This is a genomic window from Lentiprolixibacter sp. (assembly GCF_982873095.1).
The window spans coordinates 1-21,960 of record NZ_CEYNTP010000018.1; the positions used below are offsets into that span (position 1 = coordinate 1).

Sequence of the window (21,960 nt, forward strand, 5' to 3'; positions counted from 1 at the left end):
TAGGTTTCCCGCTTTTTGATAACCCCGTCCTGGTGGATCCCGGAACTGTGGGCAAAAGCATTGGAGCCCACTATAGCCTTGTTCGGCTGTACCGGCATTCCCATTTTCTGGGATACCATCTGGCTGGTACTGTACAATAATTTACTATTGATATCCGTATCCAGATGCAGGTAAGGATGCTGCCGCAGGATCATCACTACCTCTTCCAACGAAGTGTTTCCGGCACGTTCCCCTATACCATTGATGGTACATTCGATCTGGCGGGCACCATTGACCACCCCGGCGATGGAGTTGGCTGTGGCCAGGCCAAGGTCATTATGACAGTGGCAGGAAAGGGTAGCCTTATCGATATCCTTTACGTGGTCGATCAGGTATTTCATTTTGGCCCCGTATTCTTCCGGAAGGCAATATCCGGTAGTGTCTGGTATGTTCAGCACCGTTGCCCCGGCTTTGATTACTGCCTCGCAAACCTGTGCCAAAAATTCATTGTCTGTCCTTCCCGCATCCTCTGCATAAAACTCCACATCCTCGACAAAGGATTTGGCATACTTAACAGCTTCTACAGCACGTTCCAGGATCTTTTCCCTGGTAGAGTTGAACTTGAATTTTATATGGGAATCAGAGGTGCCGATCCCGGTATGTATTCGCGGCCTCTTGGCGTGTTTGATCGCTTCTGCCGCCACTTCAATATCTTTCCTGACTGATCGGGTAAGTCCACAAACCCGTGCATTTTTAACCACCTTTGCGATGGCCTCCACAGATTTGAAATCCCCTGGACTTGAAATCGGGAACCCTGCCTCAATGATGTCAACGCCAAGCTCATCCAGGCGTCTGGCGATAACCAACTTCTGCTTGGTATCGAGCTTACAGCCTGGTACTTGTTCCCCGTCCCTCAGGGTGGTGTCAAAAATGTCTACCTTTTCTTTAGTCATTATATTTGTATAAATTTAGTCTTAGATACGAAAATATACCTAGCGAATTGATCTGCCTTTAGTCCAGAGAAGCATTTACAACGTTTATTCACTTTTCCATAATACTAAAGCGCTGTTTTACAATTACTTAAATTGCATTTTTTACGATGACAAATGTCCATAAAGACGCTTTGTTCATATTGGTAAAGTCCTTGTCGAAATCTGAAAAGCGACAATTCAAGCTATACGTAGGTAGGCTGGGGGTGAACACGGATGCCAAATTCCTGGCCCTCTTCAACTTACTCGACAAGATGAAGGCTTACAATGAGAAAACCATACTCGAGAGCGGGATCGTAAAAAAAACCCAGCTCTCTAACCTGAAGGCGCATTTGTACAAACAGATCCTGGTAAGCCTTCGGTTGAATCCTGTTAACCAAAATATCCGGGTCCAGATCCGGGAGCAGCTCGATTTTGCTACTATCCTCTATCAAAAAGGCTTGTACAAGCAAAGCCTTAAGATCCTTGATAAGGCCAAGGTTGTGGCTATAGACAATGAAGAAAAGAATATCGCCTATGAAATCGTAGAATTGGAAAAGGTGATCGAAACCCAGTACATCACCAGGAGTATACCAGACCGGGCGGATGAACTGGCCTATCAGGCCAAGCAATTATCAGATCAGAACGCACTTACCAGTCACCTTTCCAACCTGTCGCTACAGCTATACGGCATGATGCTCAAACTGGGCTATGTTAGGAATGATGAGGATTATCAAAAGGTAGAGCGTTACTTCAAGATGCATATGCCAGAATACAGGATAGAAGACCTGGGCTTCCGCGAAAAGCTTTGGCTCTACAAGGCCCATCTGTGGTACAGCTTCCTGCTTCAGGACTTTTTATCGTGCTACAAGTTTGCCAGTAAATGGGTAGACCTTTTCTATGAAAATGAGCGTATGATCTACCTGAATCCGGTATTCTACCTAAAAGGCAATCACTATTTGCTGGAATCCCTGTTCTTTGTAAAGTACGCCACACAGTACCGTGCTACCCTTGAGAGAATGGAAAAAGTGGTGGAGGACAAGAATTTTCCCAAAAACGATAATATTTCTTCCCTCATTTTCCTGTATGTGAATTCAAATAAGTTGAACCTGCATTTTATGGAGGGTACTTTTGAGAAAGGGCTGTACCTGGTAAAAATCATAGAGTACGGGATCAATAAGCACAGGGACCGCATAGATCAACACCACGTGATGGTGCTGTACTATAAAATTGCCTGCCTGTACTTTGGTATTGGCGATAACAAAACCTGTATTGCTTACCTCAAAAAGATCATTGACAATAAAAGCCTGAAAATGCGCGAAGACCTGATGTGCTTCGCACGGGTACTGAGCCTTGTGGCCCACTATGAGGCGGGCATGGATTACCATCTGGAAGTTCAACTGCGCAGTACCTACAAGTTCCTCCTAAAGATGAACGATCTGCATGCCGTGCAGAAGGAGATGATCAAATTCCTCAGGAGCCTGGGCGACATCTATCCCCACGAACTCAAAGCCGCTTTTCAGCAGTTATACGATCGCTTAAAGGTATATGAGAACCACCCCTATGAAAAACGGGCCTTCCTGTACCTTGATATCCTGTCCTGGTTGGAAAGCCACCTTCAAAATAAGCCAGTAGCGCAGGTTATACGGGAAAAAGCCTTACAACTTACTCGTTAATCAATCCCGGGGGCTGCATGCTAAATTGATTTACCAGTCCTTTTGATATCTCTTCAAACTTCTGATTACTGGCCATCTCACGAACCTTCAATGGGTCAAAATTCCCATTAAAATAAAGGAAAGAACCTGTAACATCATTGTTGTTGTAGATCAGGATCTCCCGTACGGAATTTCGGCGCTCCCTTATGGATACTACGTTACGTTTGAGTCCATCGTTCTTCCGGTAGACTTCTATGAAGGAATTTCCTGTGATAGCATTCATTTTGCGATTGAGGAATTCAGAACGTTCACGGGTATTACTTTGGAACTGCATAAAACGCAAGTCCCTGGTGTCTCCAACCAGGGCTTCCATTTCAGGTGAAATTCCACTTATCAGGCTAAGCATTACCTGGGGCACCCGAATGGCCACTACCTGGTCGTCATTCTTGTGCTGGTTGTAAAATGAGTTGATGGAATTGTAGCTACCGCAAGAAAAGCCCAGCAACAGAACAAATGCCAACAAAATTCTAGTTTTCATAATGTGGTGTTTTCGTTTCTTAAAATGTCTTCCAATGTTCAAGCTAAAAGTGAAAAATGTAATTAGGACTGACATAGATCCCAAAGCAGCCCCGGGGGGGTAGGGGCCTCCAATGCGAGCATTTCCTTTTTTACGGGATGGAGGAACTCAAGCCTTCGTGCATGCAGGTGTATGCTCCCATCCGGATTGCTCCGGTCATACCCGTATTTGAGGTCTCCTTTTATTGGGCAACCCAGTACTGCCAACTGGGACCTGATCTGGTGGTGCCGGCCTGTGTGGAGGTCAATTTCGAGAAGGAAATAGCGATCCAGACGTTTTCGGACTTTATAGCTCAGTTTCGCCTGCTTACTATCCTGGACTTTTTTTTCATGGGCATAGGATTTATTTTGCCTGGGATTCCTTTTTAACCAGTGCACCAGGGTCCCTTCTTCCTGTGGAGGTGCTTTTTTGACCAATGCCCAGTAGGTCTTTTTAGCCGTCTTTTCCGAAAAAACTTTATTGAGTCGTGAGAGGGCTTTGGAAGTGCGGGCAAAAACTACGACACCAGAAGTTGGACGATCAAGTCGATGGGCCACCCCAAGGAAAACATTGCCCGGTTTTTGGTATTTCTTTTTGATATACTCCTTAACGATCTCACTAAGGGGTTTATCACCGGTTTTGTCTCCCTGTACGATATCACCCGGCCTTTTATTGATGGCGATCAGGTGATTGTCTTCATACAGGACCTGAAGGTTTTGCGCATCGCTATGGGTCTTGGCAGTCACCCCTTAATATTGCTCTTCCTCACTTGGAAAATCCAGGCTTTTCACATCCTGGACGTACTGGGAAATGGCAGTTCCCATTTCCTCGTACAAATTCATGTAACGCCTGAGAAACCGGGGGTTAAACTCGTGGGTCATTCCCAAAAGGTCGTGGATGACCAGTACTTGTCCGTCAGCATAACGACCCCCTCCGATTCCTATGGTAGGAATGGTAAGCTTTTCTGAAACCAGTTTGGTGAGCTGGGCGGGAATTTTTTCCAGTACAATGGCAAAACACCCCAGCTTTTCAAGCAACAAGGCGTCTTCGATCAGTTTATCAGCCTCTTCCTTTTCTTTGGCCCGTACCGTATAGGTCCCGAATTTATAAATAGCCTGCGGAGTCAGGCCAAGATGCCCCATTACAGGGATACCTGCATTCAGGATACGCTTTACAGAGTCTTTTATTTCAACCCCACCCTCAACTTTAACTGCATGTGCTCCGCTTTCTTTCATAATCCGGATAGCAGACCTCAATGCCTCTTTAGGATCACTCTGGTAGCTGCCAAAGGGAATATCCACCACAACCAGGGCCCTATTTACCGCCCTTATTACTGAAGTAGCATGGTAGATCATCTGGTCCAGAGTAATGGGTAAGGTAGTTTCATGGCCGGCCATGACATTGCTGGCCGAGTCCCCCACCAAAATAACATCCACGTTGGCCGCATCCACAATTTTGGCCATGGAGTAGTCGTAGGCGGTGAGCATGGAGATTTTTTCCCCATTTTGTTTCATTTCTATGAGCGACTTTACGGTGACCCTTTTGTATTCTTTCTTGGCTGTGGACATACTGGCGGTATTAGGTGGGTAAATGTAAGGAGAATTGGCCAATTTCTATGGGTGTTTCAAGGGGCTTGTGAATTATTCCGTACTTTTCCCCTGCTTAATAATTCCCTATGAAAAATCTACTCCTTTTGCTCCTCTGCCTGGGTGCTGCCGTTACTGCCGGTGCACAAGAAAACCCCGAAGAAGAGGTGAGGCAGACTATTGTCCGTTTTTTTGAAGGCTTCCACAAGCAGGATTCCATGATCATGAAATCCGTAATCGGGCCTGACCCCACCTTACAGAGCATTGGTACTAATAAGGAAGGCGAGCCCGTACTCCGAAACGATTCCTTCGACCGGCTGGTGCAGGCCATAGTTTCCATACCGGACACAGTGAACTTTGAAGAACGCATAACGGCCTATAAGATTCGGGTAGACGGGCCCATGGCCAACGCCTGGACACCCTATGAATTTTGGTTAAACGATCAATTTAGCCATTGTGGGGTAAATTCCTTTCAATTATACCATGACGGGACTTCCTGGAAGATCATCTACCTGGTGGATACCCGACGGAGAGAGGATTGCCACTGAATTAATGTGCTAAAAATCCCCTCCTGCTCCCTGGGCAAATTCCTGACCTGAGATTACTTTTTTGCCAGGAAAAAATGACATGATGTCAGTTTTCTGCGCTTGGCATGTTGTTTGTCGTTTGCATGTCAGCTTGTACAGGTTGTACAATGGCAAACACTAATTAAAAAGACGCGAAATGAGCAAAATTATTGGTATAGATTTAGGAACAACCAACTCCTGTGTTTCTGTGATGGAAGGAAACGAGCCGGTTGTGATTCCCAATGCGGAAGGGAAGCGCACTACACCATCTGTTATTGCCTTTGTAGAAGGCGGTGAGATTAAAGTTGGAGATCCGGCAAAAAGGCAGGCAGTTACTAACCCCCATAAAACCATTTATTCTATCAAAAGGTTTATGGGCAACAAATATTCAGAATCCAAAAAGGAGGCCGATCGGGTTCCATATAAAGTAGTAAAGGGGGACAATGACACACCTCGTGTGGACATAGATGGACGTTTGTACACCCCACAGGAGCTGTCCGCTATGATCCTCCAGAAAATGAAAAAAACGGCGGAGGACTATCTGGGCCAGACCGTTACACAGGCTGTAATTACTGTACCCGCATATTTTAATGATGCACAGCGACAGGCCACTAAGGAGGCAGGTGAGATTGCCGGCCTTAAAGTAGAAAGGATCATCAATGAGCCCACAGCTGCCTCACTGGCCTATGGCCTTGATAAAAAAGATACCGACCAGAAAATCGTGGTCTTCGACTTTGGTGGAGGTACCCATGACGTTTCCATACTGGAATTGGGAGATGGCGTGTTTGAAGTGCTGGCCACTGACGGAGATACCCACCTGGGAGGTGATGACGTTGATCAAAAAATAATAGACTGGCTGGCCGAAGAGTTTAAAAAAGACGAGGGAATGGACCTCAGGGAAGATCCTATGGCCTTGCAACGCCTTCGTGAAGCTGCCGAAAAGGCAAAGATCGAATTGTCTTCTTCTTCTCAAACAGAGATCAACCTGCCCTATGTAACGGCTACCGCTTCCGGACCCAAGCACCTGGTGCGTACGTTGAGCCGTTCCAAATTCGAGCAACTGATCAATGATTTGGTGAAAAGGACCATTGAGCCTTGTGAAGCCGCATTGAAATCGGCCGGATTGTCTAAGAGTGACATCGACGAGATCATCCTGGTAGGGGGATCTACAAGGATTCCTGCCGTTCAGGAAGCCGTTGAAAAGTTCTTTGGTAAAAAACCATCCAAAGGAGTAAACCCCGATGAGGTAGTTGCCGTTGGTGCAGCGATCCAGGGTGGGGTACTCACCGGAGATGTAAAGGATGTATTGTTGTTAGACGTTACACCGCTTTCCCTGGGTATTGAAACCATGGGGGGGGTAATGACACGCCTGATCGAGGCTAATACAACCATACCGACCAAAAAGTCACAGATCTTCTCCACTGCTGCGGATAATCAGCCCTCAGTAGAAATCCATGTGCTGCAAGGGGAACGTCCTATGGCTACGGACAATAAAACGATCGGAAGATTCCACCTGGACGGGATTCCTCCCGCACCAAGGGGAACACCACAGATCGAGGTTACTTTCGACATCGATGCCAACGGTATCATCAAGGTTTCTGCTACAGATAAGGCTACAAATAAAACCCAGGATATCCGAATCGAAGCCTCTTCCGGATTAACCGAGGAAGAAATCGAAAAGATGAAGGCGGAAGCCGAAGCGAATGCCGAGGCAGACAAAAAGGCTAAGGAGAAAGCAGACAAGCTAAATGAAGCCGATGGCATGATCTTCCAGACCGAAAAGCAACTCAGTGAATTCGGGGATAAGCTTTCTGATGACAAGAAGAAACCTATTGAAGACGCCCTGGCTGATTTGAAGAAAGCTTATGAAAGTAAGGATATCGACCAGATTAGTCCGGCCCTTGAGAAAATCAACGAGGCCTGGAAGGTAGCTTCTGAAGAGATGTACAAAGCCCAGGCTGAAGCCCAGCAGGCAGGTGGTTCGGACAATGGTCAGGACACGGCCGGTGGAGGCGATGCTAAAGAAGGGGATAATGTAGAGGATGTAGACTTCGAAGAAGTTAAATAAACGGTGGTAACCGCTTAAAATCGTATATTTGAAAGAGGGGTCAGTTAGGCCCCTCTTTTTTTTGGAATACATTTTGATTTTCAGAGTAAAATAACCACTAATTTTACCTCATGCTGAGAAGACATAGAAAAGGGTTGCTATTATTTTTTTTGGGATTACTCATGATTCAGGGGGCCTACACCCAGGCGCCGCAAATCTTTACCCGGGCTGATTTCGATTTAAAGGGCCCGGTAAAATCCTGTCAGTTAATCACCAGCTATGGTAGTGAAGAATTTGAGTTTGATAAAAAGGGCTTGCTTACCAAACTCGTAACACGATTTGCCCAGGAGGATTACAGTGTAAGCTATTACAAGTACCAGGATTCAACTTTGCTGGAAAGCCGGCATGAAAACTACGTTCAGGGACAACTTGACAAAGCCACCTCCATTGCCCATTTGTATGCTTTGGATACGGTACCGGTGAAGAAAATTACGGAACGGATTTTTTCCTATCAGAAAGATGTTCTCGACCAGTATGAATATTACTTTGATGCAACGGGAAGGCTTACCAGAATTGTTAGATCAAATGAAGAAGGGGTAGATGAAACGGAGGTGTCCTATTCGCAGTACAAAGACGAGGAAACCGTAGCGTACAGTATCAACGGGGTGATTCAAAAATCTGAAAGGACATCGTACAAGAACAAGGACACCGCGGAAGAACTCAGGCTGGTGTTGAGAAAGGAGTTCTTGAACGGGGAACCCGTACGTGCGATAGAAGAAATCACAGACGCCTCCAACCGCCTTAAGGAACGTTTGGAGTACCTGTTTGATACGGGAAAGAACCAATTTGCGCTTTCACAAAAAACAGCGTATACCTACGATGAAAATGGTAATCTGGATTCAGAAACTACGACACTGGGAAGGGCCAAATCAGGCAAGACCTATATCTACCAATTTGACGGTTCGGAACATGCGAATTGGATAAAGCAGATCATTACCCCGGACAATACCTACAAAACCAGGAAGATTACTTATTTCGAAGAAGAGAAGGAGACCGGGGAATAGTTGACGGCCCTCTAGTTTTCGCGGCAGGCGGCAAGTACCTTCAGTGCCCGTGCATATATCTTTTGGGTTTCCTCCGCATAGTGATCACGAATAGCATCCGGATGGGAAAGGGTACCCTTTAATTCTTTTAATTCAGGCCATGTCTCCAGCATAGCTTTCCCATCTTCACAGGCCAAGAGAACGGTTAGTTCCTGCAGGTCCTGTTTCAGGTGGGTTAATTTTTGTGAGGCTTTGACAGCAAGGGCTTTCGCCAGTTTCTGCTCTTCATCTGACAGGGGGGTGCCGTTTTGAGCATTGCTATCCCCGGGCATATTCTGCAGGGCTTCACCGGGTGAATTATCTGAGGGTATTTCACTGGAACAAACATCTAAATTATCCAGTACGTTATAGGCATCTGCTATAGCCCTCTTGGTAAAATAGCGCCCCATGTCCCAGTCTTCCGGATCCATCGCTTTATCAAGGTTTTCTATGCTATCTGTGATGGCATCCAGGGCGGTATCACAACCACAATCTCCTACCAGGTCCCTGGTTTTTTCCATAGCTTCCAGGGCCCTGCCGGCATAGTACTGCTGGTGTTCAAAGTTATAGGCCTTTAAGGATTTTTTACTGTGAGACAAAGCATAACTGGCCGAGGTATAGGCATCTGTACAACTGGTATTTGCGAGTGAAATCTGAGTGGTAAAAAACACAAAACAGAGTAAGCTGAGGTGTAGGTTGTTCATTTTGCGGTTGCTATTTAGGTAAGAAAATTCTACCTTAAAACGCAAATAGAGGGGTTTGTTGTGAATCAAAGGAAGACGATGAAAAATTATTCAGGGATTGGTGCGCTGGACTTTGGAAATACCTTAACTGGTTTTCCGGGACCACTCCTCTCTCAGGATACCGTAGCAGCAGGTATTGCGTTTAAATCCATCGTCCAGGAAGACATTTTTTCTGAGGATGCCTTCCAGCTTTGCCCCTAATTTTTCCACCGCGCGCCGGGAGCGTCCGTTGCGTTCATCAATCCGGAATTCTACTTTTTCGAAATCCATGTCCACAAAGGCGTGATGCAGCATTAATTCCTTAACTGCGGTGTTTAAACCTGTGCCGTGGAACTCCTTTCCCATCCAGGTGGCCCCAATATGCAACACCTTATTCTTCTGATCGATATGCATAAAACGCGTACTTCCTGCGTAGCTTTCCTTCCCCTTGTCATAGATGATATATGGAAGTGCCTTGCCCAGGTCCCGGTTCTTTACGGCCTGTTGTACATAACCCCGAAACCCCTCAGGGGACTCGATATTGCCCGGGGAGTGGTATACCAGCCCCCGTTGGGCCGCTATGTGCGAAAGTAACTGGTAATTTTTCAGCTCCAGGGGAATAAGTTTTACCCGCTCGTTTTCCAGGATGGACTGCGCTTTCATTCCAGGAGTTTTGGAAGGAGTTCCTTTTTAAATACATGTCCACCTGCAAAAGGAAATAGAACAGCCTTGCCTTCAAAGAGCTGCTCCAGTTTTTCCTGTTCCCGGACCATGCGCTGCGGGTTGAGGTAGGGGTCTTCTTCTCCATATACAAAAGTAGTGCGTATGTGTGATCCCAAAAATTCAAAGTCTCCCGCTTGTAGCTCTTCCGGCAGGCCCCCGGCAAACAAGATGAGGTGATCGGGTCTTAGCTTTTTATAGGCAAGGTAACGGGTGGCAATGGAAACCCCCTGACTGTATCCTAAAACGATAAGGGTGCAGGTTTCCGGGATGGCCTCAGCCTCCAAAACCGCATCCAGGTACGCCATTACATTTTCCTTCTCCACAGCCGTGTTTTCCCGCGTCAGCCAGCTGGCACCCACATGCTTGTATTCCCCGTTCAAATAGTATTTGGATGGGGCCTGCGGTGCGATAAAGTAGTGTCGATCAGCCGGGAAATCGGCAAAATACCTCAGAAAATACCGGCTCAGATAACCAATACCATGGAAAACGAGCCATACATATTGGGTGGTCTCCGATAAGGTGTTTAAGGTGGCATAGCTATTCTTGTTCTGATATACCACCTCTTTTTCACAGGGCTTCATAGATCAAAGATAAGGTAAAGGCTGCAGTAAGAGGGAATGCGTATTTTTGCAAAAACATTTTCATGGACGAATACAAAGAAAAGATTCTCGGGGTATGCAATGAGGTGTGTAAAAACACCCTGATGGAAACCCTTGATATTTCATATGTGGATGTGGGCGAAAACTTCCTTGTCGCCCGTATGCCCGTAAGCCCTAAAGTCCACCAGCCGGACGGGGTATTGCATGGGGGGGCTACTGTGGCCCTTGCTGAAAGCGTAGGTAGTGCAGCATCTTATGTATTCATGGACGCACAAAAATATTTTGTCCGGGGCATTGAAATTGCCGCAAATCACGTAAAAAGTATACGGGAAGGGGAGGTATTTGCAAGGGCTACCATCATCCATAAAGGCCGCACCACGCAGTTGTGGGAAATCCGGATAACCGATGGGGAGGACAATCTGATATCCGTCTGTAAACTCACGACTATCGCGCTGGAACGAAAGTAAGCAGGGCCTATGGAATGGATTAAAAGGGTAAGCGAACAACTGGACAAGCAATTGCCTTTTGTGGTATATCGCAAGCCTGGAAGAAAGAAAATCCGTGCGCTGTTTCAACGGGATGAAAGGCTTCACGCCGTAGGGGACTTTACGGAACAGGGTTTCGTTATGGCACCGTTTGTTCCGGGAGAATACCCAACGATACTGATCCGCCCTGACCAGGTCCTTGAAGCTACTTTTAGCCATAAAAAGACCCGCCTACCTTTTGAAATCACCACGGATCCCAATGGAGACAAAGGGAAACAGGAATACCTCCGGATGGCCGAAAGGGCCATTGAAGAATTGCAATCAGGTTCCCTGCAGAAAGTCGTGCTTTCCCGCCGGAGAACACTCACCCTCAGCCCGGACCCCTTAGCGGTTTATCAGTTGTTGCTCAATCAGTTTCCCGACGCTTTTGGCTATTTGTTTTACCATCCCCAGATTGGCCTTTGGATGGGGGCCAGTCCGGAAACACTGATCCGTTATTCGACCGAACAATTCGAAACCGTATCCCTGGCAGGAACAATAAAAATGGAGGGAGCATCGGTGCCAAAATGGGGAGAGAAGGAAATCAGGGAACAGGAATATGTGACCAACTATATCAGGGAAGTCCTTGAAACTAGGGCAGTAGAACTGGAGGTAATGGGACCTGAAACCGTTAGGGCCGGGAACCTCTATCATTTAAAATCTACGATAACAGGTGTTAATCCTGCTGCATCATTTCAAGAGCTTATCCGGGTATTACACCCTACACCTGCTGTCTGTGGGATCCCTTTGAAAAAGGCCAGGAACTTCCTGCTGGAACAGGAAGACTACCCCAGGGCCTATTACACTGGATATCTTGGGGAATTGAACATGGGTCCCCAAAAAAGCAGTCAGCTGTATGTTAACCTCAGGTGCATGTGTTTCGAAAAGGAGCATGTACATATATATATAGGAGGAGGGTTGGTCAAGGGGTCAGACCCCGAAAAAGAATGGCAGGAAACGGTCTACAAAAGCACCGCTATGGGGCACCTGATCATGAATTCCGTCGATAAATTGGGATAGCCCGAACCCCTGTTGTATTTTTGCGTCCGCTATGAAGTATTCCAACATCCCCGTCGCCCAAGCAGTTGTGAAACACTGTAAAGCCAGGGGAATCCGGCATATCGTTATTTCACCTGGATCCCGCAATGCCCCTTTGGTCCTGAGTTTTTCTTCCGATCCCTTTTTCAGCTGTTACAGTATAGTTGATGAACGATCAGCGGCGTTTTTCGCGCTGGGGATGGCACAGCAATTGCAGACGCCGGTTGCAGCGGTTTGCACCTCTGGCAGCGCTTTGCTCAACTATTATCCGGCAGTGGCAGAAGCCTTTTACAGCGACATCCCCCTCGTACTGATTTCTGCTGATCGTCCGGGCTATAAGATTGATCGCGGAGATGGACAAACCATAAGACAGGACCGCGTTTTTGACCGGCATATCGCATACTCTGCGCACCTGAAACAGGATGTAACCCATGCCACTTCAACACTTGAAACCCTGGCTCCCGAATTATTGGGAACAGATGATCTGGAATCCCTGCAGGAAGAGGTGAATGGATATAATCAACAGGAATTACAACAATCCCTGGAGACAGCCCTAAAAAACCTGTCGCCGGTTCATATCAATGTCCCTTTTGAAGAACCACTCTACGGACTTACTGACCGAAGTGTGTTCGAAGTGCCGGAAAATAACATCAGTTCCAACGTTGAACTTACGGAAGACCTCGAGGATGTCAAAAAAACGTGGGCCGCATCCCGCAGGAAGATGGTCCTGGTTGGGGTCAATCCGCCCGATAAAATTGAGCAAGCGTTACTTGAAAAATTAGCTTCAGACCCTTCAGTGCTGGTTTTTACAGAGACCACATCCAACTTACATCACCCTAACCTCTTTTCGAGCATCGATAGCCTGATAGCGCCAATAGAAAAGGATGAGAATCCTGGGGCATTATTTGAGGGGTTACGCCCCGAAGTACTGTTGACATTTGGGGGGCTGATCGTCTCGAAGAAGATAAAAGCTTTTCTGAGGTCCTATAAACCCGACCATCACTGGCATATTCACCCCATAAAGGCCTACGACACCTTCTTTTCTTTGTCGCGGCACTTTAAACAGGAGCCCAATACATTTTTAAAACAGCTACTGTCAACATCACACCATGGAAATAGTGATTATAAAACCTTTTGGGAAGGTCGCAAAATGAAAATCAGGGATAAAAGGGAGGCCTATCTGAAAACCGTTCCTTTCACTGATTTTAAGGCGTTTTCACTGTTGATGCCCAGTATCCCGGAAGGGTATATGGTACAGTTAGCCAATAGCTCCACTGTGCGGTATGCACAATTGTTTGAGATGTCCCCGGCTAACCCGGTTTTCTGTAATCGGGGGACCAGTGGCATTGACGGGAGCACTTCCACAGCAGTAGGGGCGGCATTGCAGCATACGGCACCTACACTATTGATTACGGGGGACCTGAGTTTTCTATATGACATCAATGGCTTGTGGAACAAGTACCTGCGGCCTGATTTTCGTATTGTGGTGGTAAACAATGGGGGAGGGGGCATTTTTCGCATTTTACCGGGGAAAAAGGAATCCCCTGAATTCGAGGAATTCTTTGAAACCCCACAGGAACAATCCATCCAGGCTATTTGTGCAGCCTACGGACTGGAATACTGTACAGCGGATGATGAGGAAAGCCTTAATCGAGCGTTGAATACTTTCTACAAGGATTCCAAGCGTCCCAGGCTATTGGATATTCGCACCCCCAGGACGCTGAACGACGAAATTTTGCTGGCGTATTTTGAATTTCTATCTTGAGCACCACCCATAACCCGATCACATGGCTAGTAAGAAAGCAGAACTTATTGAAAAATACTCCCGGGACCTTCGGGAAAAATTTGGTGTAACCCCGGATCCCGGACTCCTGGATAAAGTAACCCTTGGCCTTGGCCCCTCGATTTACAATCGGGATTCTTCAACGGTTTCCGGTACGGACATAAAGGAACTGGAACGAGTGAAGCAGAACTTCCTGGTCAAAAAGCTGGGCCTGGAAGAAGGTCCTGAACTCATGGAGGCGATTAATGAAGTAATGGACCGGTATGGAGCTTCCGTGAGAACAAAATACCGTGCTGTGGTCTACTACCTCCTTACCAGAAAGTTCGGAAAAGAAGACGTCTACAAATAGGACCTCTGCAGTTCTGAAAACCGTTTTTCTGAATTGGGAAGGATATGCCACCTAGGGCTACTAACCCGCAACTATGTGTAACTAATGATTCGACTGGGAAGCTTTAACAGATTAAAAATACTCAGGAGCACCCGGGTAGGGCTCTTCCTGGGGGATGCTGATGTGGATGATCTTTTGCTTCCAAAAAAGTATATTCCAGAGCACTACCAGCTGGGTGAGGAAATTGAGGTGTTCTGTTACCTCGATCAGGAGGAACGGCCGGTTGCGACTACCCAAACACCCCCGGTTACCCGTAATACCTTTGCCTATTTAAAGGTGGCGCAGGTAAACCAGGTAGGTGCCTTCCTCGATTGGGGCCTGGATAAGCACCTGTTTGTTCCTTTCAGGGAACAACAACTTAAAATGCAAGAGGGGCACTACTACATCATTTACTGTTTTCTGGACCCGAAGTCACAGCGGTTAATGGCTTCGAGCCGATGGTCTAAATTTCTGGACAATGCTTCCGTCGGGCTAAGCCCGGGACAAGAGGTAGATCTACTGGTGGCCCGTAAATCCGAACTGGGCTGGGATGTTATTGTAGAAAACAAACACCGCGGTTTGATTTTTCACGACCAGGTGTACAGGCAGATAAAGGTAGGGGAGAGGATACGAGGCTACATCGGAAATATCAGAAGTGACAACAAGCTGGATGTCGTCCTGGAACCTAAAGGACTGGAAAAACTGGAACCGGCCGCCCAGCGTATTTTTGATGCACTGCAGTCGGCAGGGGGTGTTTTGCGAGTCCACGACAAGTCTTCCCCTGAGGAAATACAGCGGCAATTTCACATGAGTAAGAAAACCTTTAAGAAGGCTATCGGCACATTGTACCGGGCAAGAAAAATTGATATTAAAAAAGACGGCATTTACCTGAACAACGGCTGAGGATACATTCCAGAACTACCTCAGGTGTGTACCTCCAAATAAGGACATGGTAAAACTTGATAGTGAGACCACTAAAATGTATATATACACATCAATTTTTTGTTCTAAATTGGGAATTTCGTTACATTTAGCATTCGCAAAAATTTAGAATATGCCATTTATAGAGGAAAGCGATCTCCTGGCCCTACATAAGGATATAGACAAAGCGCAGATCATCAATGAGCGCTTGCTGGACCAGATAAAATATAAGAACAAAGAGCTCAAACGAAGTAAGATTCAAAGAAACATCTTTGCCGGGGTAACGGCGTTGTTTTTGGTCGCTGCCCTGGCCATTTCAGCCTTTACCGCCGGGCTTACCAGTTCCAACAAGATCGATGATCCCAACCTTGTTGTGGCGTCCCTGGACAGCCTGAAAATTGTGGAATCCCGGATCAATAATTTGAAACGGCAAAATGAGGAACTGAGCCTGGTGAGGGAGTTTTACCTGGCCAAAAACTTTTTGGAAAAGCAAAAGATCTATTCTGTACAGATACAGTCCTTCGTAGATAATAATGTTACCCTTGCCTCAGAGGCCCTTACGAATACTATGTTCGTAAAAACCAATCCGTATTACTCGTATTCACTGGGTACATTTGAAACGCTGGAAGAAGCTCAGCAGTTCCGTAGACAACTCGTGGATATGGGCTTTAAGGATGCCTTTGTGGCCTCCTACCAGGATGGAAAGCGTTTAAAAATTGAAGATCCCTTTTAGGCTTGAATAAATTTACAGCTTGGGTCGCAGCTGCAAGACTCAGGACACTTCCCCTTTCCGTATCCGGTATCCTGGTGGGCACAGCTATCGCCAGAAGCAAGGGGTACGAAGACACAACACTTTTTGTGCTGGCCCTGTTAACCACCCTGGGCTTTCAGATCACCTCCAATTTCGCCAATGACTACGGCGATGGGATTAAAGGCACAGACAACAAAGACAGGATAGGGCCCTCCAGGGCCTTGCAGAGTGGTGCTTTATCCAAAAGGGACCTGGAGTGGGGGATAGGCATATCCATCCTTATCAGTTTGCTACTTGCCGGCAGCCTATTATACCTGGCATTTGGAACTACTGCGCCACAGTATTTGATCCTGTTTGGCACACTGGCCATTATCAGCATTTGGGCAGCAGTGCGGTATACAGTGGGTAATAAGGCGTATGGCTATTCAGGTTTGGGGGACCTCTTTGTCTTTCTCTTCTTTGGGTTGCTGAGTGTCCTGGGCTCTATGTTTCTCTTTACTCAAAAACTTGACGGCATGTCTATCCTGCCGGCCGTCTGTATCGGGGCATTAAGCACCGCCGTGCTCAACCTGAATAACCTTCGCGATGCCGCTTCAGATATCAAGGCTGGCAAGCGTACCCTGGTGGTTAAAATGGGGTTCAAGAACGGCACCTATTACCATGCCTTTTTAATTGTACTGGCCCTCATTACTATGTTGGTCTACGACCTGCAGTTCCGTAGCTGGACGGCCTACCTGAACCTTATGGTTTTTATACCCCTGGGCCTTCATTTGAGAAAGGTACTGGGAGTGCAGGATCCTGCTGAACTGGATCCGGAGCTTAAGAAATTAGCCCTGGGTACATTTGTACTCGCCCTCCTCTTCTATTTTCTGAATAATAAATTTTTGTAACTTTGAGTGAACGTAACTTACTAAACTTCACATAATTTGGAACGACCCGTAAAGATACTTATCGTAGAAGACAACGTGATCATCGCGGATGACATGCAGTCTATGTTGGAAGAAATCGGATATGAGATAGTAGATAATGTAATTGTTTACGAACAGGCCGAGCAAGTACTAAAAACCCAGGAAGTTGACCTGGTGTTGATTGATATTATCCTGGCATCGGATAAAACCGGGATTGACCTGGGCAAGCACATAAGGGATAACTACAATATCCCTTTTATTTTTGTCACCTCAAACTCAGACCGCGCCACGGTGGAGAACGCCAAAACCGTTAAACCTAACGGATACCTGGTAAAACCCTTTGAACAACAGGACCTGTATACCTCTATAGAGATTGCCCTGTCTAATTTTGATTATTCAGGAAAATCAGACAGTCAGGCACCTGCGGGAAGCGATGACCAAGTGGTGTCGAATTCCGTTTTGCGGGACTCTATCTTTGTCAAGAAACAACATTTGTATTACAGGATTCAGTTTGGGGATATTCAATACATCAAAGCGGATAATGTATATCTGGAAGTGCATACGGTGGATAAAAAATTCCTGGTGCGCTCCCCATTGAAGGATTACCTTGGAAAACTTCCCAAGAACAAATTTTACCGCGCCCACAAATCGTACATCGTCAATGTAGACCATATCGACGCTATCAATTCCAAGGATATCATGATCAATAATACCCTGATCCCGATTTCCAAGGACTTTAAGGAATTTATTATCTCTGCAATGAATTCCTGATCGCAGGAACAACAAAGAATTAAATGGGCCATTACGAGTATTTCGCAATGGCTCATTTCTTTTTTTAGCAGGTTCACCACAGCTTTTGGAACATTGACAACAATAATTTCCGGCCCCTGTCCACACCCCCTATATTTGAAGTGTATTTAAAACAGTAAATTTTTTTCATTTTCATATAGTGTTCTCGTAAAAGGGCCTTTCTTCGGAAAGGCTTTTTTTATGGCTGCCAATCACCTATCGATAAAATGCGAAAAAATACGATAAAATGCATTTTGCCAGGCTTCAGGCCGATTTCACAACAGTTTTTACAGGATACACAACAAAATACGGAGCAGTATGCTCTGAAATTCTAAATTTAACCCCGAATAAGATCCCCAAATCTTACCATTTTTTCCTTTAGTTTTAAAAGGCTATGCATCCCTGCATGGCCTTTTTTATTACGGGGACAGAACATCTGCTATGCTATGGAGGATTTTCGCAAACGAGCTTAATTCTTGTCTGCTGAAAATAAAAAAGGCGAACTTTGGAACATCGGTCGTAATCTGCTTTTAGGTTACAACAAAAGAGCTGCTCAATCGTTTACCTTAAGGGGCAATGTCCCCTGCGCTTTGTACAACCTGCTTAATCCAAGAGTAACGGGGAAACTCCCCGGTCATGTTATGGCAAAATTGTGTGGGAACTTATTACTGCTCAGCTGCTTTCTACTTCTAGGCACTGCCCGGGCCCAGGTGACTACTTCGCCCAGGGATAGCCTGCTGATCGCATTTCAGGGATCAGCGGAAGTGGAAGACCGCTTCCGATTGTTTTACAGTACCGATGAACGCTACGATGAAAACTCTGCATATGACTGGCTTGATGCGGTAAAGATTTACGCTAACCTGGCGCAAAGCAAACAGGACTCTCTCGGTATGCGCTATTACAAATTGATGGAAGCCGAGTTGTATTATGACATAGGAGACTATGAAAAAAGTGTAGCTTTTTCCAAGGAACTCTACTCAGAAAAAGAGGTGCTCGATGCGGAATTGCTCGAAATGCTCCTGAACCTGTTCGATAATAATTATGCTAAACTGGAGGATTACGACAAGCAGATCGAGATCAGGAAACAAAAACAGGCGCTGGGGATTACAGAAGACATTACCTTCTATGATATCTACGCCAAGTTTGGGTTGTATCGAAGGGCTATGGAGTCCTATGTACAGGAGGAAAAAAAGAAAATTGCCGAGGACGACTACCTGGGACAGGCCCGCTATCACAATACACTGGGGAAGTTCCTCCGCCTGGATCAATCAGCACCTACAGCAATTGGGTATTTGACAGACGCCAAAGTCTTCGTAAACACCTTTCTTAATGATACGAGCCGACCGGCATCCGATGAAGAAACCGCTGCAGCTAATTTGTTAAAGGGAACTATTGATGGCAACGTGGGTTTATGCTATGTGCAATTGCAGCAGTATGAAGAAGCCATCCCCCATCTGGAAAATGCCTTGCTCAGAATAAAGGAGAACAAAACATCACGGTATAACGCGGATGAAATCGAAAGTACACTCGGCCTTGCAGAATGCCATATACAAATGGGCAACTACGAACTGGCCATCGGGTTTTTGGACGCCCCCTTCAATTACAGTGATATCGATCACCGGATAAAACGGAACCGTTTGTACGCTTTGTATTACGATCGTATTGGCGATTTCGAAAATGCTACCCGCTACCTCAAAAGGAATGTGCAGATCAACGATTCCATTGATTTGAATTACAATAACCTGATCAAACAGCAAATAGGAACCGTAGTGGGGCATGACACGGCCAACAAGCAGCGGCAACTGGACCAAAGTGAATTGTTGCGAATGCAGTTGGAAAGTGAGATGAAGGCCAAGGATGAGCAAGTTAGCCTGGTCTTTATTTCGTTGGTCTTTACCCTGCTTGGATTTGCCGGCCTCGTTTATGCCTACTTGAAGAGTATCAAGAACCAGCGGTTAATTGCGGAACAAAAACACATCATCGAAGCTTCTTTGGTGGAAAAGGATTCTCTCCTGAAAGAGATCCACCACCGGGTAAAGAACAACCTGCAGATGGTATCCAGCCTGCTGAGCCTCCAAACTAAAAACACAAGGAGCAAGGCCGCTATCGAAGCCCTGGAAGAAGGAAAAAGCCGGGTGAAAGCCATGGCTTTGATCCATCAGAAATTATATCAGAATGATGACTTGTCGGTCATCGAGATGCAGGGGTATATCGAGAGCCTGGTGAACAGTGTGCAGTCGGTTTTCAAAAAGGGCGGGCACAACATCAACATCACCATCGATGCGGAAGGGGTGGAACTGGATATCGACCGGGCCATACCTTTTGGGCTGATCCTCAACGAACTGGTGTCCAATTCCTTTAAATATGCCTTTCCGGACGACAAGGAAAATGGCAAGATCTATATCCATCTTAGGAAACACGGAGAGCAGGGCTTCTTTGAGTATACAGACAATGGAATAGGCCTTCCGGAAGATACTGAGGAGAGAGCAAGCGGTTCTATGGGTATCCGCCTGATGAACCGGTTGGTGAATCAGTTACAATCTACATTAAATATTGACAAAACTTCAGAAGGCGTTCGTTTTTGGTTCAATTTTAAATAAATTTAAAGGACCAAAATAGCACACTATGAAAATTACTTTCCTCGGCCATGCCTCCCTCCTGCTGGAGACGGCCAACCATTCCATTTTGATAGACCCTTTTATTACCGGGAATGAAAAAGCCAGTGGCAAGGTGGATATCAAGGACCTGAAGCCTGATTATATCCTGTTGACGCACGCCCACCAGGACCATATCCTGGATGTGGAAGCCATCGCTACCCAATCCGGGGCTACGATTGTCAGCAACTACGAGATTGCCATGTACTATGAAGCCAAAGGGTTTACCGCGCACCCCATGAACCACGGGGGTAGCTGGACCTTTGATTTCGGCACGGTGAAGTACACCCAGGCCATCCACACCTCTTCCTTCCCTGACGGCACCTACGGGGGGCAGCCGGGAGGCTTTATCATCACTGCAGATGATCAAAGGATCTACATCGCGGGAGATACTGCCCTTACCCAGGACATGAAGCTCATCCCACTATGGGGAAAACTTGATCTGGCGGTGCTGCCTATTGGCGACAACTTCACTATGGGGGTATCTGATGCCGTGATCGCTGCGGAATTTCTCAAATGCGACCGGGTTATGGGGTATCACTATGACACGTTCGGGTATATAGAGATCGACCGTGAAGTGGCCCGGGCCAAGTTTGATAAAGCGGGCAAGACCCTTCTCCTCCCGCCCATTGGGGGCAGCCTTGAGGTTTGATCCTGCCTATTCAATTATTACATGGAAATCATTGTATCGTCCAGCCCCCATCAATAACCAGGTTAGTGCCCGTAACCATATCAGAGTGGGGACCGCTCAGGTATAAAATGGCCGCCGCGATATCCTGGATGCTGGCCACTTTCTTTACGGGGATCCTGTCCAGCACAGTGGCCAGGTATTCCGGATCGTCCAGCCGTTCTGCCGTACCCGGCGTATAGGTAAAGGTGGGGGCGATGCCATTCACGGTAATCCCCTTTTCTGCCCATTCCAAGGCCAGGACCTTGGTAATCATGTTCACCCCCCCTTTGGAAGCACAGTACACGGCGTGGTCCTTTATGGCCACCAGGCTGGCTTGTGAACTCATATTGATGATGCGGCCATAGCCCTCTTTAATCATGTACCTGCCCGCCTGTTGCGCACAAAAGAACAACCCCTTCAGGTTGACCTCCATCATCTCATCCCAGTCGGCCTCCGTTACCTCACTCGCCGCATGGTTAAAACCCAATCCCGCATTGTTGATTAGGATATCAATGCGTCCGAATTGGTCGTAAATGGCCCTAAATACCTCCTCAATTTGACCTACGGAGCGGACATCCAACGGAAAGACATGGGCGGCACCTTTTTCCTTTTCTATTTCGCTTTTCAGGGTATTTAATTGTCCTGTATCCCGGGCACAGAGGATAACGGTTGCCCTAGCCCTGGCCAGTTCCTTGGCTATTCCGGCCCCAATGCCTTTGCTTGCTCCGGTTACTACTGCGATCTTGTTTTCTAGATGGAATTGCATATTTACTTTCTTAAATCACTTAATAATAGTTGATTAGAGCTAATTATCTAAACCACTTTCGACCTCAGCACTACACGGTGGAGGAGTTTGGGAAAAAACCGTTTGAGGTACACCCCTTTTACTTCCCCCCGCCCGATATAGGCCTCAAACTTTTCCTTTTCGATGGCCCGTAAACATTTCCTGGTAAAGGCTGCAGTGGTAAGCCCGTTGGCCGTGGCCTGGTCCTGTTTATCCTGGGGAGAGCCATCTGCGGTCAGGGCTTTTCTGGCAATATTGGTCTGTACGAAGCCCGGGCAGACCAGGGTT

The 21,960-nt window shown here is 46.7% G+C and carries 22 protein-coding genes and 1 pseudogene; 14 read left to right on the top strand and 9 right to left on the bottom strand.

Features of this window, described 5'->3' with window-relative positions:
* Positions 1–932, bottom strand: a 932-nt coding sequence (locus AC4E7D_RS02425; RefSeq protein WP_490172216.1) for a 2-isopropylmalate synthase, incomplete at its 3' end; no start/stop codon positions are given.
* A gap of 146 nt (positions 933–1,078) precedes the next feature.
* Here AC4E7D_RS02425 and AC4E7D_RS02430 point away from each other — a divergent pair.
* Positions 1,079–2,623, top strand: a complete 1,545-nt coding sequence (locus AC4E7D_RS02430) for a hypothetical protein (protein ID WP_490172217.1) — start codon at positions 1,079–1,081, stop codon at positions 2,621–2,623.
* Here the strand turns inward: AC4E7D_RS02430 and AC4E7D_RS02435 are convergent.
* The 3 genes from AC4E7D_RS02435 to panB all read right to left on the bottom strand — a co-directional run bounded on the left by AC4E7D_RS02435 (position 2,613) and on the right by panB (position 4,726).
* Positions 2,613–3,140: a DUF4252 domain-containing protein gene (locus tag AC4E7D_RS02435; protein WP_490172218.1), complete on the bottom strand. Its 528-nt coding sequence runs from the start codon at positions 3,138–3,140 to the stop codon at positions 2,613–2,615. The two genes, AC4E7D_RS02430 and AC4E7D_RS02435, sit on opposite strands and share 11 nt — an antisense overlap.
* Positions 3,141–3,202: 62 nt before the next feature.
* A complete protein-coding gene (locus AC4E7D_RS02440) occupies positions 3,203–3,904 on the bottom strand; it encodes an RluA family pseudouridine synthase (RefSeq protein WP_490172219.1) in 702 nt (233 codons plus the stop codon).
* A gap of 3 nt (positions 3,905–3,907) precedes the next feature.
* Positions 3,908–4,726, bottom strand: a complete 819-nt coding sequence (gene panB / locus AC4E7D_RS02445; RefSeq protein WP_490172220.1) for a 3-methyl-2-oxobutanoate hydroxymethyltransferase — start codon at positions 4,724–4,726, stop codon at positions 3,908–3,910.
* A gap of 107 nt (positions 4,727–4,833) precedes the next feature.
* Between panB and AC4E7D_RS02450 the strand changes: the two genes are divergently transcribed.
* The 3 genes from AC4E7D_RS02450 to AC4E7D_RS02460 all read left to right on the top strand — a co-directional run bounded on the left by AC4E7D_RS02450 (position 4,834) and on the right by AC4E7D_RS02460 (position 8,421).
* A complete protein-coding gene (locus tag AC4E7D_RS02450) occupies positions 4,834–5,292 on the top strand; it encodes a nuclear transport factor 2 family protein (protein ID WP_490172221.1) in 459 nt (152 codons plus the stop codon).
* A gap of 175 nt (positions 5,293–5,467) precedes the next feature.
* The gene (dnaK, locus tag AC4E7D_RS02455; protein WP_490172222.1) at positions 5,468–7,378 is read left to right on the top strand and encodes a molecular chaperone DnaK; all 1,911 of its coding nucleotides are present in this window, start codon (positions 5,468–5,470) and stop codon (positions 7,376–7,378) included.
* 110 nt (positions 7,379–7,488) lie between these two features.
* Positions 7,489–8,421 carry a hypothetical protein gene (locus tag AC4E7D_RS02460; RefSeq protein ID WP_490172223.1) on the top strand — a complete coding sequence of 311 codons (933 nt, stop codon included), beginning with the start codon at positions 7,489–7,491 and terminating at the stop codon, positions 8,419–8,421.
* Positions 8,422–8,432: 11 nt separating this feature from the next.
* Here the strand turns inward: AC4E7D_RS02460 and AC4E7D_RS02465 are convergent, their stop codons facing one another.
* From AC4E7D_RS02465 to AC4E7D_RS02475, 3 genes are all read right to left on the bottom strand, one after another.
* A complete protein-coding gene (locus tag AC4E7D_RS02465; RefSeq protein ID WP_490172224.1) occupies positions 8,433–9,143 on the bottom strand; it encodes a hypothetical protein in 711 nt (236 codons plus the stop codon).
* Between the two features lie 123 nt (positions 9,144–9,266).
* Complete coding sequence (locus AC4E7D_RS02470; protein ID WP_490172225.1) at positions 9,267–9,824, bottom strand: GNAT family N-acetyltransferase; 558 nt, start codon at positions 9,822–9,824, stop codon at positions 9,267–9,269.
* On the bottom strand, positions 9,821–10,465 hold the full coding sequence (locus AC4E7D_RS02475) for an alpha/beta hydrolase (RefSeq protein WP_490172226.1): 645 nt from the start codon (positions 10,463–10,465) through the stop codon (positions 9,821–9,823). The genes AC4E7D_RS02470 and AC4E7D_RS02475 overlap by 4 nt, the downstream gene beginning before the upstream one ends.
* 62 nt (positions 10,466–10,527) lie before the next feature.
* On the opposite strand from AC4E7D_RS02475, the gene AC4E7D_RS02480 reads away from it, so the two are divergent.
* The 10 genes from AC4E7D_RS02480 (at position 10,528) to AC4E7D_RS02525 (ending at position 20,870) form a co-directional block, all read left to right on the top strand.
* Positions 10,528–10,950 carry a PaaI family thioesterase gene (locus AC4E7D_RS02480; protein ID WP_490172227.1) on the top strand — a complete coding sequence of 141 codons (423 nt, stop codon included), beginning with the start codon at positions 10,528–10,530 and terminating at the stop codon, positions 10,948–10,950.
* A 9-nt stretch (positions 10,951–10,959) separates the two neighbouring features.
* On the top strand, positions 10,960–12,027 hold the full coding sequence (locus tag AC4E7D_RS02485) for a chorismate-binding protein (RefSeq protein WP_490172228.1): 1,068 nt from the start codon (positions 10,960–10,962) through the stop codon (positions 12,025–12,027).
* Between the two features lie 31 nt (positions 12,028–12,058).
* Positions 12,059–13,810 carry a 2-succinyl-5-enolpyruvyl-6-hydroxy-3-cyclohexene-1-carboxylic-acid synthase gene (gene menD, locus AC4E7D_RS02490; protein WP_490172229.1) on the top strand — a complete coding sequence of 584 codons (1,752 nt, stop codon included), beginning with the start codon at positions 12,059–12,061 and terminating at the stop codon, positions 13,808–13,810.
* A 22-nt stretch (positions 13,811–13,832) separates the two neighbouring features.
* Positions 13,833–14,177: a DUF2853 family protein gene (locus tag AC4E7D_RS02495; RefSeq protein WP_490172230.1), complete on the top strand. Its 345-nt coding sequence runs from the start codon at positions 13,833–13,835 to the stop codon at positions 14,175–14,177.
* An 84-nt stretch (positions 14,178–14,261) separates the two neighbouring features.
* A complete protein-coding gene (locus AC4E7D_RS02500) occupies positions 14,262–15,098 on the top strand; it encodes a CvfB family protein (RefSeq protein ID WP_490172231.1) in 837 nt (278 codons plus the stop codon).
* A gap of 151 nt (positions 15,099–15,249) precedes the next feature.
* Positions 15,250–15,849 carry an SPOR domain-containing protein gene (locus AC4E7D_RS02505; RefSeq protein ID WP_490172232.1) on the top strand — a complete coding sequence of 200 codons (600 nt, stop codon included), beginning with the start codon at positions 15,250–15,252 and terminating at the stop codon, positions 15,847–15,849.
* Between the two features lie 2 nt (positions 15,850–15,851).
* On the top strand, positions 15,852–16,757 hold the full coding sequence (gene menA, locus AC4E7D_RS02510) for a 1,4-dihydroxy-2-naphthoate octaprenyltransferase (protein ID WP_490172233.1): 906 nt from the start codon (positions 15,852–15,854) through the stop codon (positions 16,755–16,757).
* A gap of 36 nt (positions 16,758–16,793) precedes the next feature.
* The gene (locus tag AC4E7D_RS02515) at positions 16,794–17,546 is read left to right on the top strand and encodes a LytR/AlgR family response regulator transcription factor (RefSeq protein ID WP_490172234.1); all 753 of its coding nucleotides are present in this window, start codon (positions 16,794–16,796) and stop codon (positions 17,544–17,546) included.
* 659 nt (positions 17,547–18,205) lie between these two features.
* Positions 18,206–20,164, top strand: a complete 1,959-nt coding sequence (locus AC4E7D_RS02520; RefSeq protein ID WP_490172235.1) for a sensor histidine kinase — start codon at positions 18,206–18,208, stop codon at positions 20,162–20,164.
* 25 nt (positions 20,165–20,189) lie between these two features.
* A complete protein-coding gene (locus AC4E7D_RS02525) occupies positions 20,190–20,870 on the top strand; it encodes a metal-dependent hydrolase (RefSeq protein WP_490172236.1) in 681 nt (226 codons plus the stop codon).
* 28 nt (positions 20,871–20,898) lie between these two features.
* Here the strand turns inward: AC4E7D_RS02525 and AC4E7D_RS02530 are convergent, their stop codons facing one another.
* Both AC4E7D_RS02530 and AC4E7D_RS02535 read right to left on the bottom strand, forming a co-directional pair.
* Entirely contained in the window at positions 20,899–21,654 is a 756-nt protein-coding gene (locus tag AC4E7D_RS02530) for an SDR family NAD(P)-dependent oxidoreductase (protein WP_490172237.1), read from the bottom strand.
* 47 nt (positions 21,655–21,701) lie between these two features.
* Positions 21,702–21,960: pseudogene (locus tag AC4E7D_RS02535) on the bottom strand (short-chain dehydrogenase); the annotation flags it as partial.